The organism is Pseudescherichia sp. (genome assembly GCF_031979925.1).
Classification (GTDB): domain Bacteria; phylum Pseudomonadota; class Gammaproteobacteria; order Enterobacterales; family Enterobacteriaceae; genus Pseudescherichia.
Genome location: NZ_DALZFB010000005.1, coordinates 344,173 through 360,129 on the forward strand (window position 1 = coordinate 344,173; position 15,957 = coordinate 360,129).

Sequence of the window (15,957 nt, forward strand, 5' to 3'; positions counted from 1 at the left end):
GCTATAAATTGACTCTTATCGATACTTACACCGCTGTTTTGCGTTATCAGTAAATAGAGATTAAGCGACATGAAAAAAACCACGTTAGCAATGAGTGCACTGGCTCTGAGTTTAGGTTTGGCCCTGTCCCCGCTGTCGGTATCGGCGGCCGAGACCGCCTCAGCGACACCTCCGTCACAGCAGATGCCAAGCCTGGCTCCGATGCTGGAAAAGGTGATGCCGTCGGTAGTGAGCATTAACGTTGAAGGCAGCACCACGGTAAACACCCCGCGCATGGGACGTAACTTCCAGCAGTTCTTTGGTGAAAACTCGCCGTTCTGCCAGGAGGGCTCCCCGTTCCAGAGCTCGCCCTTCTGCCAGGGTGGACAGGGTGGTGCTGATGACGGCGGCCAGCAGCAGAAATTTATGGCGCTCGGCTCCGGCGTGATTATTGATGCAGCGAAAGGCTATGTGGTGACCAACAACCACGTGGTTGATAATGCCAGCACCATTAAAGTCCAGCTGGGCGACGGGCGTAAGTTCGACGCCAAGGTGGTGGGCAAAGATCCGCGCTCCGATCTGGCGCTGATCCAGATCCAGGATCCAAAAAACCTGACCGCTATTGCGCTGGCGGACTCTGACGCCCTGCGCGTGGGTGACTACACGGTCGCGATCGGTAACCCGTTTGGCCTCGGTGAGACGGTCACCTCAGGCATCGTTTCGGCGCTGGGCCGCAGCGGCCTGAATGCCGAGAACTACGAGAACTTTATCCAGACCGATGCGGCGATCAACCGCGGTAACTCCGGCGGCGCGCTGGTGAACCTCAACGGTGAGCTGATCGGTATCAACACCGCGATCCTCGCCCCGGACGGCGGCAACATCGGTATCGGCTTTGCCATCCCGAGCAATATGGTGAAAAACCTCACCGCGCAGATGGTGCAGTATGGCCAGGTGCGCCGTGGCGAACTGGGCATTCTCGGTACCGAGCTGAACTCTGAGCTGGCGAAGGCGATGAAGGTTGACGCCCAGCGCGGAGCCTTTGTTAGCCAGGTGATGCCGAACTCGTCGGCTGCGAAAGCGGGCATCAAGGCCGGGGATGTGATCACCTCCCTGAACGGGAAGCCAGTCAGCAGCTTTGCCGCTCTACGGGCACAAGTAGGTTCAATGCCTATTGGCAGCAAGGTTTCGCTGGGGCTGCTGCGCGAAGGCAAACCGGTTACCGTTAGCCTTGAGCTACAGCAGAGCAGCCAGAACCAGGTTGACTCCAGCACCATCTTTAGCGGCATTGAAGGCGCGGAGATGAGCAACAAGGGTAACAACCAGGGCGTTACCGTCAGCAACGTGAAGGCGAACAGCCTGGCGGCGCGTATCGGCCTGAAAAAAGGCGATGTGATTATCGGCGCGAACCAGCAGCCGGTGAAGAACATTGCCGAACTGCGTAAAATTCTCGACAGCAAGCCGTCGGTGCTGGCGCTGAATATCCAGCGTGGGGATACCTCTCTCTACCTGCTGATGCAGTAACCGTATTACCCCTTCTCCGCTCGGGGAAGGGGTCTCTTCACAGAATCTGTGAAGCCTTCCACAACTCCACACTTCCGCATGGTGCTTTGTGCTTTTGCACAATGCAGAGCGCTGGCAACTCCCTTATTCTTGTGATCTGCTCAGGGGAGGGATTACATGGCTGGCTGGCATCTTGATACCAAAATGGCGCAGGATATCGTCGCGCGTACCATGCGCATTATCGATACCAACATCAACGTGATGGATGCGCGGGGACGCATTATTGGCAGCGGCGATCGTGAGCGTATTGGGGAATTGCACGAAGGGGCGCTGCTGGTGCTCTCTCAGGGGCGCGTGGTGGATATCGACGACGCGGTTGCCCGCCACCTGCACGGCGTGCGCCAGGGGATCAACCTGCCGCTGCGTCTGGAGGGGGAGATTGTTGGGGTGATCGGCCTGACCGGCGAGCCGGAGACGCTGCGCAAATATGGCGAGCTGGTGTGCATGACCGCTGAAATGATGCTGGAGCAGTCCCGGCTGATGCATCTGCTGGCTCAGGACAGCCGCCTGCGCGAGGAGCTGGTGATGAACCTGATCCAGGCCGAGGAGCATACGCCCGCCCTGACCGAGTGGGCGCAACGTCTGGGGATTGATTTGAACCAGCCGCGCGTGGTCGCGGTGGTGGAAGTCGACAGCGGCCAGCTGGGGGTCGATAGCGCCATGGCTGAGCTACAGCAGCTGCAGAACGCCCTTACGACACCGGAACGTAACAATCTGATTGCCATCGTCTCCCTGACCGAGATGGTGGTACTAAAACCCGCCCTGAATCCGTTTGGCCGCTGGGATGCCGAAGATCACCGCAAGCGCGTTGAGCAGCTGATCGCCCGCATGAAAGAGAACGGCCAGCTACGCTTTCGCGTCGCGCTGGGCAACTACTTTACCGGACCGGGCAGCATTGCCCGCTCCTACCGCACGGCACGTACCACCATGATGGTCGGCAAGCAGCGTATGCCGGAGAGCCGCAGCTACTTCTATCAGGATCTGATGCTGCCAGTGCTGCTGGATAGCCTGCGCGGCGGCTGGCAGGCCAACGAGCTGGCGCGTCCGCTTACACGACTGAAAGCGATGGATAACAACGGCCTGCTCAGACGGACGCTGGCGGCGTGGTTCCGCCACAACGTGCAGCCGCTGGCGACCTCAAAGGCGCTCTTTATTCACCGTAATACGCTGGAGTACCGTCTAAACCGTATTTCGGAGCTGACCGGGCTGGATCTGGGGAATTTTGACGACAGGCTGCTGCTCTATGTCGCGTTGCAATTAGACGAGCAGAGATAGCATGGATTACGCCGGGCGGCACGATGTTTGCCCGGCCTACAAAATCGTAGGCCCGGTAAGGCGTCGCCGCCACCGGGCGCAAACATCATTTATTACTTGTTACGCGTTAACTTCTCAAGGTCGGATTCGATCTCGTTGATCTTGTTGGTCACCACGCTCTCGAGGTGGCGCAGGTCATCGAGGATCTTACGTTTCAGGTCGATCTCGCTGCGATCGCGTTGGCAGATCTGATCCAGCTCGTCGATCACGTAGCGCAGGTTCGGGCTGATCTCCTGCACCTCTTTATAGCCCTGACCAACGCCATCGGCGACGACGGTTTTACGCTGGCGTGGGTACTTAAACTTCACGCTTTTGGCAAAAAACTCGCCCTTGTCCTTATGAAAATAGATTTTCAGAATATCGTTATTGGCCTCCTGGCGAAGACTATAGCGATCTATTTCATCCGGATTGGTGATGCCTAAACTTTTCAGATTATCGTACATAGCGGTACCCTTAAGCTTAACATAACCTATGAATAATTAACGAAAAATTCTGTTTTGGCTACCTGCTAATATAAAAAAAGCGGGGTAGCCCCCGCTTTTTGTTATCGCTTATTAGTCGATAGTACGCAACAGTTCGTTGATGCCGACTTTACCGCGGGTCTTTGCATCGACCTTCTTCACGATCACCGCACAGTAGAGGCTGTACTTACCATCTTTTGACGGCAGGTTGCCGGAGACCACCACCGAGCCAGCCGGTACGCGACCGTAGTGCACTTCGCCTGTTTCGCGATCGTAGATACGGGTGCTCTGGCCGATGTAGACGCCCATGGAGATCACCGAACCCTCTTCAACGATCACGCCCTCAACGACTTCAGAGCGCGCGCCGATGAAGCAGTTGTCTTCAATGATGGTTGGGTTCGCCTGCAGCGGTTCGAGAACGCCGCCGATGCCCACGCCGCCGGAGAGGTGGACGTTTTTACCGATCTGCGCACAGGAGCCAACGGTGGCCCAGGTATCGACCATGGTGCCTTCGTCAACGTAGGCACCGATGTTAACGTAGGAGGGCATCAGCACGGTGTTGCGGGCGATAAACGCGCCCTGACGCACGGCTGCCGGTGGTACCACGCGGAAGCCCTCTTTCTGGAAGCGGGCTTCGTCGTAGTTAGCAAACTTCATCGGCACCTTATCGAAGTAGCGGCTCTCGGCTCCGTCGATAACCTGGTTATCGTTGATACGGAAAGAGAGCAGCACCGCTTTCTTCAGCCATTGATGAGTCACCCACTGGCCGTCGATCTTCTCTGCGACGCGCAGCGCGCCGGAATCCAGCAGGGAAATCACCTGGTTTACCGCTTCACGGGTCACGGTATCCACATTCGCCGGGGTGATCTCGGCGCGACGCTCAAAAGCGGACTCAATAACGTTCTGTAACTGCTGCATTGTTAAACTCTTTCCATATAAATAAACACACTACCCTTTATCGTTTGGATTGAGGGCCTCTGTCAACCGTTGTTGCACTTCCTTCTGCAGCACATTATTAAGACCACGCCGGTCCGCAGTAGCGATTATAAATAAATCTTCTACTCGCTCACCAATTGTCGAAATTCTCGCCCCGTGAAGCGAGATCCCGAGGTCGGCAAACACCTGGCCGACGCGGGCGAGCAGGCCCGGCTGATCGAGAGCGATAAGCTCAAGAAAACTCTTTCTGTCGGTGTGGGTCGGCAGGAAGTTGACCTCGGTATCGACGGTAAAGTGGCGCAATTTTGCCGGCTGGCGGCGCGGCTGCGGCGGCTGCCAGCTCCGCTGGGTGATGCCCTGGATCAGCCCCTGCTGAATGGCCTCGTGGCGATCCGGGGAGAGCGGGCTGCCGTCCGGCTCCAGCACAATAAAGGTATCCATCGCCATGCCGTCGCGGGTGGTAAAGATCTGCGCATCGTGAACGCTCAGGTTACGCCGGTCCAGCTCGGCGCAGACGGCAGCAAAGAGGTAGGGGCGGTCCGGGCTCCAGATAAAGATCTCCGTCCCGCCGCGCGTCGCCTGCGGGCTGAGCAGGATCATCGGCTGGCTGAGATCGTGCCGCAGCAGATGCCGTGCGTGCCAGGCTAGCTGGTTTGGGCTGTGGCGGACAAAGTAGTTTGCCCGGCAGCGCGCCCAGATGTGGTGCAGCGCCTCTTCATTGATGTTGTCCATCCGCAGCAGAGCCAGGGCCTGCAGCTGATGGTGACGCACGCGCTCGCGCATATCCGGCGTGTTCTGCATCCCACGACGCAGCTGTTTTTCAGTGGCAAAGTAGAGCTCGCGCAGCAGGCTCTGCTTCCAGCTGTTCCACAGGGTTTCGTTGGTGGCGCAGATATCCGCCACCGTCAGGCAGACCAGGAAACGCAGGCGGTTTTCGGTCTGCACCTCTTCGGCAAACTGCTTGATCACCTCCGGATCCTGAATATCGCGGCGCTGGGCGGTAACGGACATCAGCAGATGCTGACGCACCAGCCAGGTTACCAGCTGCGTCTCCCGCGAGTTAAGACCGTGCAGCTCGGCAAACTTCAGTACGTCCTGCGCGCCGAGCACCGAGTGATCGCCTCCGCGTCCCTTGGCGATATCGTGGAACAGGGCGGCAATCAAAATCAATTCGGGATGGGTAAGGCGCGGCCAGAGATCGACGCAGAGAGGATGCTTCTGCCGCGTCTCCTCAAGGGCAAAACTCTCCAGCTTCAGCAGGACGCGAATGGTGTGTTCATCCACGGTGTAGGCGTGGAAGAGGTCAAACTGCATCTGGCCGACAATGTGCGACCACTGGGGCATATAGGCCCACAGCACGCTGTGCCGGTGCATCGGCAGCAGGCCACGGCTCACCGCGCCGGGGTGGCGCAGCATGCTGAGAAACAGCCTCCGCGCCTCCGGGATGTAGCATAGCGGCTGGGTCAGGTGGCGGCGGGCATGACGCAAGTGGCGCAGGGTGGTGGAGTAGATCCCGGTGATGTTGCTGTTGCGCACCATCATGTAGAACATACGCAGGATCGCCTGCGGCTCGCGGATAAACAGCGTCTCGTCGCGCAGATCGATCAGCGTCCCGCGTAGCTGGAACTCATCGTCGATGGGGCGGGGCTTCTCGTCAGTAGTCAGGGCAAGGATCGCCTCATCAAAGAGCTGGAGCAGCATCTGGTTCAGCTCGGAGACGCGGCGGGTGACGCGATAGAAGTCCTTCATCATCTGCTCAACCGGCTCGTTGCCTTCGCCAATGTAGTTGAGCCGCTGGGCCACGCTGAGCTGACGGTCAAACAGCAGACGGTTGTCGTAGCGGTTGATCTCCAGATGGAGGGCAAAGCGGATGCGCCACAGCAGATGCTGACACTCGTTAAGCTCGTTACGCTCTGCCTGGGTTAAGAAGCCGAAGCCCACCATCTCGCTCAGGGAGGTGGCCCCGAAGTGGCGGCGCGCCACCCATTGGAGAGTGTGGATATCCCGCAGGCCGCCGGGGCTGCTCTTAATGTCCGGCTCGAGGTTATAGCTGGTGCCGTGGTAGCGCTGGTGACGCTCGTTCTGCTCGGCCACCTTGGCGGCAAAGAAGGTTTCTGAGGGCCAGAACCCGTCGCTAAAGATGTGCTTCTGTAGCTCAAGGAAAAGGGCGACATCGCCAATCAGCAGGCGGGACTCAATCAGGTTGGTGGCCACGGTGAGATCCGCCAGCCCCTCCAGCAGGCACTCCTCCAGAGTACGCACGCTGTGGCCCACCTCCAGCTTTACGTCCCACAGCAGGGTCAGCAGCTGGCCGATCTTCTGCGCCTGCTCCTCGGGGAGCTTTTTACGGCTGAGGATCAGCAGGTCAACGTCCGAGAGCGGATGCAGCTCGCCGCGACCGTAGCCGCCTACCGCCACCAACGCCGCGTCGCCGTACTCGGCGAAGCCATACTCCACCCACAGGCGCTGCAGGAGCTGATCGATAAATTCGGTGCGCGCCTCAATCAGCTGTTCAGCGGAGAGGCCCTGGTCAAAGACATGGCCCAGCCACTGTTGGAAGGTATCGATATGCGCCTTGATATCCGCGCAGTTCAGGCTGCTCTGCGGCCAGGAGGAGGGGTTAGCGGGCTGGCCGGGGAGAGAGGGCGCCGTGTGGCTAAACTGTTCTGAAAGAGTGTGGCTCATATCGCGTTGCGCTGCCCCCGTTATAAGTAAAAGCTATCGCCATAAAAAAAGCCGGCAATCGCCGGCTTCTTATCATTCGTTGTGCGAGAGTATCGCCGGGATGGTGTCATCCTTACGCAGCGTCATAATTTCGCAGCCGTTGTCTGTCACCACAATAGTATGCTCATACTGCGCCGACAAGCTCCGGTCTTTGGTTTTTACCGTCCAGCCATCTTTCATGGTACGGATGCGGTAGTCGCCTGCGTTAACCATTGGCTCAATGGTGAAGGCCATACCGGCCTGCAGCACCACGCCGCCGTCATCTGCATCATAGTGCAGCACCTGCGGCTCTTCGTGGAAGCCACGGCCAATGCCGTGCCCGCAGTACTCGCGCACCACGGAGAAGCCTTCCGCTTCGACAAACTTCTGGATCGCCGCGCCGAGGGTGCGCAGGCGGATGCCCGGCTTCACCATTTTCAGCGCCAGGTAGAGGCTCTCCTGGGTCACACGGCAGAGACGCTCGCCCAGAATAGTTGGCTTGCCAACGATAAACATTTTCGAGGTATCGCCGTGGAAGCCATCTTTGATCACGGTAACGTCGATGTTAACAATGTCGCCATCTTTCAGACGTTTTTCGTCGTCCGGGATACCGTGGCATACCACCTCGTTGATCGAGATGCAGACGGATTTCGGGAAGCCGTGATAGCCAAGGCTGGCTGAGACCGCATGCTGCTCGTTAACGATGTGGTCGTTGCAGAGGCGGTCCAGTTCGCCGGTGCTTACGCCCGGTTTGATGTGCGCTTCGATCATCTCCAGCACTTCTGCGGCGAGGCGGCCCGCCACGCGCATTTTTTCGATATCTTCCGGGGTCTTGATTGGGATAGCCATGAATTCTGTCCATCAGCGTCGATGTCATTGACAATAAATGTCATCGACAATAATTGTGTAAGTGCTGTCAATGTTACCAGTCCGGGACATAACCTGCCAAATTGAGAATTGCGGGCAGCACGCTGTGCCAACAACTATTGGAGTCCGCGCCGTTTTTATGGTATAAAGCGCGCCGGACTTCCGTTCCTTGTGGAGCGTGAGCCACAAATCTCACTTTGTGTAATAACACACACGTATCGACACATATTCCGGGGTGCCCTTTGGGGTCGGTGATATGGGATACGTGGAGGCATAACCCCAACTTTTATATAGAGGTTTTAATCATGGCAACTGTTTCCATGCGCGACATGCTCAAGGCTGGTGTTCACTTCGGTCACCAGACCCGTTACTGGAACCCGAAAATGAAGCCGTTCATCTTCGGTGCACGTAACAAAGTTCACATCATCAACCTTGAGAAAACTGTACCAATGTTCAACGAAGCTCTGGCTGAGCTGAGCAAGATCTCTTCCCGTAAAGGTAAGATCCTGTTTGTTGGTACTAAGCGCGCTGCGAGCGAAGCGGTGAAAGAAGCGGCTAACAGCTGCGATCAGTTCTTCGTGAACCATCGCTGGCTGGGCGGTATGCTGACCAACTGGAAAACCGTTCGTCAGTCTATCAAACGTCTGAAAGACCTGGAAACTCAGTCTCAGGACGGTACCTTCGACAAGCTGACCAAGAAAGAAGCGCTGATGCGCACCCGTGAGCTGGAAAAGCTGGAAAACAGCCTGGGCGGTATCAAAGACATGGGCGGCCTGCCGGACGCACTGTTTGTTATCGACGCTGACCACGAGCACATCGCAATCAAAGAAGCAAACAACCTGGGTATCCCGGTATTTGCTATCGTTGATACCAACTCCGATCCGGACGGCGTTGACTTCGTTATCCCGGGTAACGACGACGCAATCCGTGCAGTTAGCCTGTACCTGAGCGCTGTTGCTGCTACCGTTCGTGAAGGCCGTTCTCAGGATCTGGCTTCCCAGGCGGAAGAGAGCTTCGTAGAAGCTGAATAATAAGGCACGCTCTCTGAGCCCCTTATTGAGCAGGTAGTACCGAGTTTGGTTAGGGGGCCTGTTTATGGCCCCCTTTTTCACTTTTAAGGCTGTTTGGTTTTACGACCAGGCAGGTCAAATCTTCCGAGGATTTTAGAATGGCTGAAATTACCGCATCCCTGGTAAAAGAGCTGCGCGAGCGTACTGGCGCTGGCATGATGGATTGCAAAAAAGCGCTGACCGAAGCGAACGGCGACATTGAGCTGGCAATCGAGAACATGCGTAAGTCTGGTGCGATCAAAGCGGCGAAAAAAGCAGGCAACGTGGCTGCTGACGGCGTGATCATCACCAAGATCGACGGCAACTACGGCGTGATTCTGGAAGTTAACTGCCAGACTGACTTCGTTGCTAAAGACGCTGGTTTCCAGGCGTTCGCTAACAAGGTTCTGGATGCAGCAACTGCTGGCAAAGTTACCGACGTTGAAGTGCTGAAAGCACAGTTCGAAGAAGAGCGCGTAGCGCTGGTTGCGAAAATTGGTGAGAACATCAACATTCGCCGCGTTGCTACCCTCGAAGGCGACGTGCTGGGCTCCTACCTGCACGGCGCGCGCATCGGCGTTCTGATCGCTGCGACCGGCGCTGACGAAGAGCTGGTGAAACAGCTGGCAATGCACGTTGCTGCAAGCAAGCCTGAGTTCGTTAAGCCGGAAGACGTGTCTGCTGAAGTGGTAGAGAAAGAGTACCAGGTTCAGCTGGACATCGCCATGCAGTCCGGTAAGCCGAAAGAGATCGCAGAGAAGATGGTTGAAGGCCGCATGAAGAAATTCACCGGCGAAGTCTCTCTGACCGGCCAGCCGTTCGTTATGGACCCGAGCAAAACTGTTGCTCAGCTGCTGAAAGAGCACAACGCTGACGTAACTAACTTCATCCGTTTCGAAGTGGGTGAAGGCATCGAGAAAGTTGAGACTGACTTCGCAGCAGAAGTTGCTGCCATGTCCAAGCAGTCTTAAGTGGTCTGAAAGAAGCCGCCTGAGGGCGGCTTCTTTTTGTATCCAGCGTAAGCTGTATACTACATAAGTTGTATCCGGAATTAACCCCTCTCAATCGTTGAACGTCTCAGGAAAGAATCATGGCTACCAATGCAAAACCCGTCTATAAACGCATCCTGCTTAAGCTCAGCGGCGAAGCGTTACAGGGCACCGAAGGCTTCGGTATCGACGCAAGCATCCTTGACCGCATGGCTCAGGAGATCAAAGAGCTGGTGGAGTTAGGCATCCAGGTAGGCGTCGTCATTGGTGGTGGTAACCTTTTCCGTGGCGCAGGCCTGGCGAAAGCGGGGATGAACCGCGTAGTGGGCGACCACATGGGTATGCTGGCAACGGTCATGAACGGCCTGGCAATGCGTGATGCGCTCCACCGCGCCTATGTGAACGCCCGCCTGATGTCCGCTATTCCGCTGAATGGCGTCTGTGATAACTACAGCTGGGCTGAAGCCATCAGCCTGCTGCGTAACAACCGGGTGGTGATCCTCTCCGCCGGTACCGGTAACCCGTTCTTTACCACCGACTCCGCGGCCTGCCTGCGTGGGATCGAGATCGAAGCGGATGTGGTGCTGAAGGCGACTAAGGTAGACGGCGTGTTTACTGCCGATCCGGCAAAAGATCCGGCTGCGACCATGTACGATCAGCTGAGCTACAGCGAAGTACTGGATAAAGAGCTGAAGGTAATGGATCTGGCGGCCTTTACCCTGGCCCGTGACCACAAGCTGCCGATTCGTGTGTTCAACATGAACAAGCCGGGCGCACTGCGCCGCGTGGTAATGGGCGAAAAAGAGGGCACTTTGATCACGGAGTAATTTCCGTCGTCAATAAATAGAGGTAAGATTCCGCCTTAACAGTAAAGCGGTTCTTACCAGACACCTTTTACGGTGTCAGAGATTAAACGGGGCTATACTTAGCACACCTTTAGGCGTGCTGGCGTATGGTCTGCCTGAGACCAGTTTTCAAGGATTCGTAACGTGATTAACGATATCAGAAAAGATGCCGAAGTCCGCATGGAAAAGTGCGTTGAAGCATTCAAAACCCAAATCAGCAAAGTGCGCACCGGCCGCGCTTCCCCAAGCCTGCTCGACGGCATCGTGGTGGAGTACTACGGTACCCCGACGCCGCTGCGCCAGCTGGCTAACGTCACCGTTGAAGACTCCCGCACGCTGAAAATCAACGTGTTCGATCGCTCCCTCAGCCCGGCGGTTGAGAAGGCAATCATGGCGTCCGACCTCGGTCTGAACCCAAGCTCTGCCGGGACTGACATCCGCGTTCCGCTGCCGCCGCTGACTGAAGAGCGTCGTAAAGACCTGATCAAAGTGGTGCGTGGTGAAGCTGAAGGCGCACGCGTGGCGGTACGTAACGTACGCCGTGATGCCAACGACAAGGTGAAAACGCTGCTGAAAGACAAAGCGATCAGCGAAGATGAAGATCGTCGTTCCCAGGATGACGTGCAGAAGCTGACCGACGCCGCCATCAAGAAAGTGGATGCGGCGCTGGCGGAAAAAGAAGCGGAACTGATGCAGTTCTGATCCTGCGCACGTGATTAAACAAAACGCCGTTCAGAGAAGCCCTACCGGGTTTTTGCTGGCGGCGTTTTGCTATATTGCTCTTCTCCAGCCACCTTTGGACACCTCTCTCTCATGAAGCAGCTCACCCTCCTTGGCTCAACCGGCTCTATTGGTTGCAGTACCCTTGATGTGGTTCGCCACAATCCCGATCGCTTTGCCGTCACGGCGCTGGTTGCCGGTAAAAACGTGGCCCGCATGGCGGAGCAGTGCCTGGAGTTCACGCCGCGCTATGCGGTGATGGACGACGCCGCCTGCGCCCGCGAACTCAAAGCGCTATTGACCGAGCACGGCAGCCGTACCGAGGTGCTGAGCGGCCAGCAGGCCGCCTGTGATATGGCCGCGCTGGACGAGGTCGATCAGGTGATGGCTGCTATCGTCGGGGCAGCGGGGCTGCTGCCGACCCTGGCGGCGATCCGCGCCGGGAAGCGTGTGCTGCTGGCCAATAAGGAGTCACTGGTCACCTGCGGCCGCCTGTTTATGGAGGCGGTGAAAGAGAGTGGGGCGCAGCTTCTGCCGGTAGATAGCGAGCATAACGCTATTTTTCAGAGTTTACCGCAACCCTTCCAGCGTAACCTGGGGTACGCTGACCTCAAGCAAAATGGCGTAGCATCCATTCTGCTTACCGGGTCTGGTGGCCCCTTTCGTGAGACGCCGCTGTCTGAACTGGCTGCAATGACGCCGGATCAGGCCTGCCGCCATCCGAACTGGTCAATGGGGCGTAAAATCTCCGTTGATTCCGCCACCATGATGAACAAAGGTCTGGAATATATTGAAGCGCGCTGGCTGTTTAACGCCTCTGCCCGCCAGATGGAAGTGCTGATCCACCCGCAGTCGGTGATCCACTCTATGGTGCGTTACCAGGATGGCAGCGTGTTAGCGCAGCTGGGTGAGCCGGATATGCGCACGCCTATTGCCCATACGATGGCCTGGCCGGATCGCGTCAAATCCGGGGTCAAGGCTCTCGATTTTTGCTCGCTCAGCACGTTGAGCTTTGCGTCCCCGGATTACGAGCGCTATCCCTGCCTGAAGCTGGCCATGGAGGCGTTTGAACAGGGACAGGCGGCGACAACGGCGCTGAATGCCGCAAATGAGGTGACGGTGGCCGCATTCCTGGATTCGCGCATTCGCTTTACCGATATCGCTGCCCTTAATCTATCCGTGCTAGAACGTATAGATCTGCGCGAACCGCAGAGCATCGATGATGTTCTGGCCGTGGACGCGCTGGCCCGTGAGACGGCACAGAAACAGGTGACGAATCTCGCAAGCCGGTGATATTGCAGCCGTGAAAGGCCGTGATATTTGTTAGCGTTCGGCTTCAGTGATATAGTCTGCGCCACCCGATCGCTGGTCTCAGGGCCGGAGCGGTCAGGTAAGCCGTGGTTTGACACGGCTTTTTTTACGTAAAGGCTTCAGTATTTCTGAGTACCGCTAAATCCTTTTCAGGGACTTAAAACGCGTTATGTTGTCAATGAACCTTCCTTTAAGCGAGAATTTGCCAGCGCATGGCTGCCGCCATGTGGCGATAATTATGGATGGCAATGGTCGCTGGGCAAAAAGACAAGGGAAGATACGAGCCTTTGGACATAAAGCCGGAGCGAAGTCCGTCCGCCGCGCAGTCTCCTTTGCTGCGAACAACGGCATCGACGCGCTAACGCTGTATGCTTTTAGCAGTGAGAACTGGAACCGTCCGGCGCAGGAGGTCACTGCGCTGATGGAGCTGTTTGTGTGGGCGCTGGATAGCGAAGTAAAAAGCCTGCACCGTCACAATGTACGCCTGCGCGTCATCGGTGACACCAGCCGTTTTAACTCACGTCTGCAGGAGCGCATTCGCAAAGCGGAGGCGTTAACCGCGCAAAATAGCGGGCTGACGCTGAATATCGCCGCGAATTATGGCGGACGTTGGGATATTATTCAGGGAGTACAGCAGTTAGCGGTACAGGTACAAGAAGGGCTGTTACGCCCGGACCAAATTGATGAAGAGGCGCTGAGTAAGCAAATCTGCATGCATGAACTGGCTCCAGTGGATTTAGTGATAAGGACAGGGGGGGAGCACCGCATCAGTAACTTTTTGCTGTGGCAAATTGCCTATGCTGAACTTTACTTCACGGATGTTCTTTGGCCTGATTTCGATGAACAAGACTTTGAAGGTGCGCTGCATGCCTTTGCCAATCGAGAGCGTCGTTTCGGCGGCACCGAGCCTGGTGGCGACAAAGCCTGATGGGGGTAGCTTTTGCTGAAGTATCGCCTGATTTCTGCTTTTGTATTAATACCCGTCGTCATTGCGGCGCTATTTTTACTCCCCCCGGTGGGGTTTGCTCTGGTCACGCTCGCGGTCTGTATGCTGGCCGCCTGGGAGTGGGGCCAGCTTAGCGGCTTTACTTCACGCACGCAGCGAGTATGGCTGGCCGTGCTCTGCGGCCTGCTGCTGGCGGTGATGCTGTTTACGATCCCGGAGTATCATCACAACGTTCATCAGCCGCTGGTTGAGGGCTCGCTGTGGGCCTCGCTGGGCTGGTGGATTGCCGCGCTGCTGCTGGTGCTGTTCTATCCCGCCTCGGCGGCGCTGTGGCGGCACTCAAAGGCGCTGCGCCTGCTATTTGGTATCCTGACCATCGTTCCCTTTTTCTGGGGCATGCTGGCGCTACGCGCCTGGCACTATGAGGACAACCACTACAGCGGCGCGCTGTGGCTGCTCTACGTCATGATCCTCGTCTGGGGCGCGGATTCCGGCGCGTACATGTTCGGCAAGCTGTTTGGCAAGCATAAGCTGGCCCCGAAGGTGTCGCCGGGGAAAACCTGGCAGGGCTTTATCGGCGGCCTGTTTACGGCGGCGGTGATCTCCTGGGGCTATAGCGTCTGGGCGAATCTTGACGTTGCGCTCTCCACGCTGCTGATCTGCTCCATTGTTGCGGCGCTGGCCTCGGTGCTGGGCGATTTAACCGAAAGTATGTTTAAGCGTGAAGCCGGTATCAAAGATAGCGGTCACCTTATTCCAGGACATGGCGGTATTCTCGATCGCATCGACAGCCTGACGGCGGCAGTTCCGGTGTTTGCCTGCCTGCTGCTGTTGGTCTTTGGGACGATTTAACGGATGGATTTATGCTGAGCATTCTCTGGAATCTGGCAGCGTTTATTGTTGCGCTAGGCGTGCTGATTACCGTGCACGAATTTGGCCATTTCTGGGTTGCTCGCCGCTGCGGCGTCCGGGTTGAGCGCTTTTCCATTGGTTTTGGCAAAGCGCTCTGGCGTCGCACCGACAAGCAGGGCACCGAGTTTGTTATCGCCTTAATCCCACTCGGCGGCTATGTCAAAATGCTCGACGAGCGCGTCGAGCCGGTGATCCCCGAGCTGCGCCACACCGCGTTTAACAACAAAACCATCGGCCAGCGCGCCGCCGTTATCGCCGCGGGTCCCGTGGCTAACTTCCTCTTTGCTATCTTTGCCTACTGGCTGGTGTTCATCATCGGTGTCCCTGGCGTTCGTCCGGTTGTTGGTGAAATAACGGCCAACTCCATTGCGGCAAGCGCGCAAATTGCCCCGGGGATGGAACTTAAAGCCGTTGACGGTATCGAAACGCCTGACTGGGATGCCGTGCGTCTGCAGCTGGTTGATAAAATTGGCGATGAGCAGACCACCGTTAGCGTAGCGCCTTTTGGCAGCGACAGCCGCCAGCAGAAGACGCTGGATCTGCGCAACTGGGCGTTTGAGCCGGACAAGCAGGATCCGGTGGCGTCGCTGGGCATTCAACCGCGCGGGGCACAGATTGAATCGGTGCTGGCAGAGGTGCAGTCCGGGTCGGCAGCAAGTAAAGCGGGTTTGCAAGCTGGCGACAGGATCGTTAAAGTCGATGGGCAGGAAATCACGCAGTGGATGACGTTTGTTACTCTGGTTCGTGATAATCCGGGTACGCCGTTAGCGCTGGAGATAGAAAGGCAGGGAACTCCCTTGTCTTTAACGCTGATACCAGATACAAAACCGGGTAGCGGCAAGGATGAAGGGTTTGCGGGCGTCGTGCCAAAGGTTATCCCGCTGCCGGACGAGTATAAGACAGTACGCCAGTATGGGCCGTTTGATGCCGTTGTCGAAGCCACGGGTAAAACTTGGCAGCTGATGAAGCTCACGGTCAGTATGCTGGGGAAATTGATAACCGGCGACGTCAAACTGAACAACCTCAGCGGGCCGATCTCGATCGCCCAGGGGGCTGGGATGTCAGCGGAGTTTGGGTTGATCTACTACCTGATGTTTCTCGCCTTAATCAGCGTGAACCTGGGGATTATCAACCTGTTCCCTCTACCGGTTTTAGATGGGGGACACCTGCTGTTTTTAGCGATAGAGAAGCTAAAAGGCGGGCCGGTATCCGAGCGGGTTCAAGACTTTAGTTATCGCATTGGCTCAATTCTGCTGGTGCTGTTAATGGGGCTTGCACTTTTCAATGATTTCTCTCGGTTATGAGAGTTAGTTAGGAAGAACGCATAATAACGATGGCGATGAAAAAGTTGCTTATAGCGTCGCT

General features: G+C 56.8%; 14 protein-coding genes. 10 read left to right on the forward strand and 4 right to left on the reverse strand.

Annotated elements, in window-relative coordinates; translation table 11 throughout:
* The first annotated feature begins 69 nt into the window (after positions 1-69).
* Positions 70-1,500, forward strand: a complete 1,431-nt coding sequence (degP, locus tag RTM13_RS11835) for a serine endoprotease DegP (protein WP_312212204.1) — start codon at positions 70-72, stop codon at positions 1,498-1,500.
* 156 nt (positions 1,501-1,656) lie between these two features.
* Entirely contained in the window at positions 1,657-2,814 is a 1,158-nt protein-coding gene (gene cdaR, locus RTM13_RS11840; RefSeq protein ID WP_042390603.1) for a DNA-binding transcriptional regulator CdaR, read from the forward strand.
* Positions 2,815-2,906: 92 nt separating this feature from the next.
* Here cdaR and RTM13_RS11845 read toward each other — a convergent pair whose 3' ends face one another.
* The 4 genes from RTM13_RS11845 to map form a co-directional block, all read right to left on the reverse strand.
* Positions 2,907-3,296: a DUF3461 family protein gene (locus RTM13_RS11845; protein WP_103820651.1), complete on the reverse strand. Its 390-nt coding sequence runs from the start codon at positions 3,294-3,296 to the stop codon at positions 2,907-2,909.
* Positions 3,297-3,407: 111 nt separating this feature from the next.
* Positions 3,408-4,232, reverse strand: a complete 825-nt coding sequence (dapD, locus tag RTM13_RS11850; protein ID WP_042390607.1) for a 2,3,4,5-tetrahydropyridine-2,6-dicarboxylate N-succinyltransferase — start codon at positions 4,230-4,232, stop codon at positions 3,408-3,410.
* Between the two features lie 30 nt (positions 4,233-4,262).
* A complete protein-coding gene (gene glnD, locus RTM13_RS11855; RefSeq protein ID WP_312212205.1) occupies positions 4,263-6,935 on the reverse strand; it encodes a bifunctional uridylyltransferase/uridylyl-removing protein GlnD in 2,673 nt (890 codons plus the stop codon).
* Positions 6,936-7,007: 72 nt separating this feature from the next.
* On the reverse strand, positions 7,008-7,802 hold the full coding sequence (gene map, locus RTM13_RS11860; RefSeq protein WP_312212206.1) for a type I methionyl aminopeptidase: 795 nt from the start codon (positions 7,800-7,802) through the stop codon (positions 7,008-7,010).
* Between the two features lie 323 nt (positions 7,803-8,125).
* On the opposite strand from map, the gene rpsB reads away from it, so the two are divergent.
* The 8 genes from rpsB (at position 8,126) to rseP (ending at position 15,896) form a co-directional block, all read left to right on the forward strand.
* On the forward strand, positions 8,126-8,851 hold the full coding sequence (rpsB, locus tag RTM13_RS11865) for a 30S ribosomal protein S2 (RefSeq protein ID WP_312212207.1): 726 nt from the start codon (positions 8,126-8,128) through the stop codon (positions 8,849-8,851).
* A 137-nt stretch (positions 8,852-8,988) separates the two neighbouring features.
* Complete coding sequence (gene tsf / locus RTM13_RS11870; RefSeq protein ID WP_312212208.1) at positions 8,989-9,840, forward strand: translation elongation factor Ts; 852 nt, start codon at positions 8,989-8,991, stop codon at positions 9,838-9,840.
* A 119-nt stretch (positions 9,841-9,959) separates the two neighbouring features.
* Positions 9,960-10,685 (forward strand): UMP kinase, encoded by a 726-nt coding sequence (gene pyrH, locus RTM13_RS11875; protein ID WP_042390616.1) that lies wholly within the window; start codon positions 9,960-9,962, stop codon positions 10,683-10,685.
* Between the two features lie 162 nt (positions 10,686-10,847).
* Positions 10,848-11,405: a ribosome recycling factor gene (gene frr, locus RTM13_RS11880; RefSeq protein ID WP_312212209.1), complete on the forward strand. Its 558-nt coding sequence runs from the start codon at positions 10,848-10,850 to the stop codon at positions 11,403-11,405.
* Between the two features lie 111 nt (positions 11,406-11,516).
* Positions 11,517-12,716 (forward strand): 1-deoxy-D-xylulose-5-phosphate reductoisomerase, encoded by a 1,200-nt coding sequence (gene ispC / locus RTM13_RS11885; RefSeq protein WP_312212210.1) that lies wholly within the window; start codon positions 11,517-11,519, stop codon positions 12,714-12,716.
* Positions 12,717-12,903: 187 nt separating this feature from the next.
* A complete protein-coding gene (gene ispU / locus RTM13_RS11890) occupies positions 12,904-13,662 on the forward strand; it encodes a (2E,6E)-farnesyl-diphosphate-specific ditrans,polycis-undecaprenyl-diphosphate synthase (protein WP_312212211.1) in 759 nt (252 codons plus the stop codon).
* 12 nt (positions 13,663-13,674) lie between these two features.
* Positions 13,675-14,532, forward strand: coding sequence for a phosphatidate cytidylyltransferase (gene cdsA / locus RTM13_RS11895; RefSeq protein WP_312212212.1), 858 nt, complete (start codon positions 13,675-13,677; stop codon positions 14,530-14,532).
* Positions 14,533-14,543: 11 nt separating this feature from the next.
* Entirely contained in the window at positions 14,544-15,896 is a 1,353-nt protein-coding gene (gene rseP, locus RTM13_RS11900) for a sigma E protease regulator RseP (RefSeq protein WP_312212213.1), read from the forward strand.
* The last annotated feature ends 61 nt before the right edge of the window (positions 15,897-15,957 follow it).

What these genes read in the sequence shown, in the direction of transcription:
- degP (WP_312212204.1), top strand. Translation starts at nt 70, where the DNA reads ATGAAAAAAACCACGTTAGCAATGAGTGCACTGGCTCTGAGTTTAGGT.
- cdaR (WP_042390603.1), top strand. Translation starts at nt 1,657, where the DNA reads ATGGCTGGCTGGCATCTTGATACCAAAATGGCGCAGGATATCGTCGCG.
- RTM13_RS11845 (WP_103820651.1), bottom strand. Translation starts at nt 3,296, where the DNA reads ATGTACGATAATCTGAAAAGTTTAGGCATCACCAATCCGGATGAAATA.
- dapD (WP_042390607.1), bottom strand. Translation starts at nt 4,232, where the DNA reads ATGCAGCAGTTACAGAACGTTATTGAGTCCGCTTTTGAGCGTCGCGCC.
- glnD (WP_312212205.1), bottom strand. Translation starts at nt 6,935, where the DNA reads ATGAGCCACACTCTTTCAGAACAGTTTAGCCACACGGCGCCCTCTCTC.
- map (WP_312212206.1), bottom strand. Translation starts at nt 7,802, where the DNA reads ATGGCTATCCCAATCAAGACCCCGGAAGATATCGAAAAAATGCGCGTG.
- rpsB (WP_312212207.1), top strand. Translation starts at nt 8,126, where the DNA reads ATGGCAACTGTTTCCATGCGCGACATGCTCAAGGCTGGTGTTCACTTC.
- tsf (WP_312212208.1), top strand. Translation starts at nt 8,989, where the DNA reads ATGGCTGAAATTACCGCATCCCTGGTAAAAGAGCTGCGCGAGCGTACT.
- pyrH (WP_042390616.1), top strand. Translation starts at nt 9,960, where the DNA reads ATGGCTACCAATGCAAAACCCGTCTATAAACGCATCCTGCTTAAGCTC.
- ispC (WP_312212210.1), top strand. Translation starts at nt 11,517, where the DNA reads ATGAAGCAGCTCACCCTCCTTGGCTCAACCGGCTCTATTGGTTGCAGT.
- ispU (WP_312212211.1), top strand. Translation starts at nt 12,904, where the DNA reads ATGTTGTCAATGAACCTTCCTTTAAGCGAGAATTTGCCAGCGCATGGC.
- rseP (WP_312212213.1), top strand. Translation starts at nt 14,544, where the DNA reads ATGCTGAGCATTCTCTGGAATCTGGCAGCGTTTATTGTTGCGCTAGGC.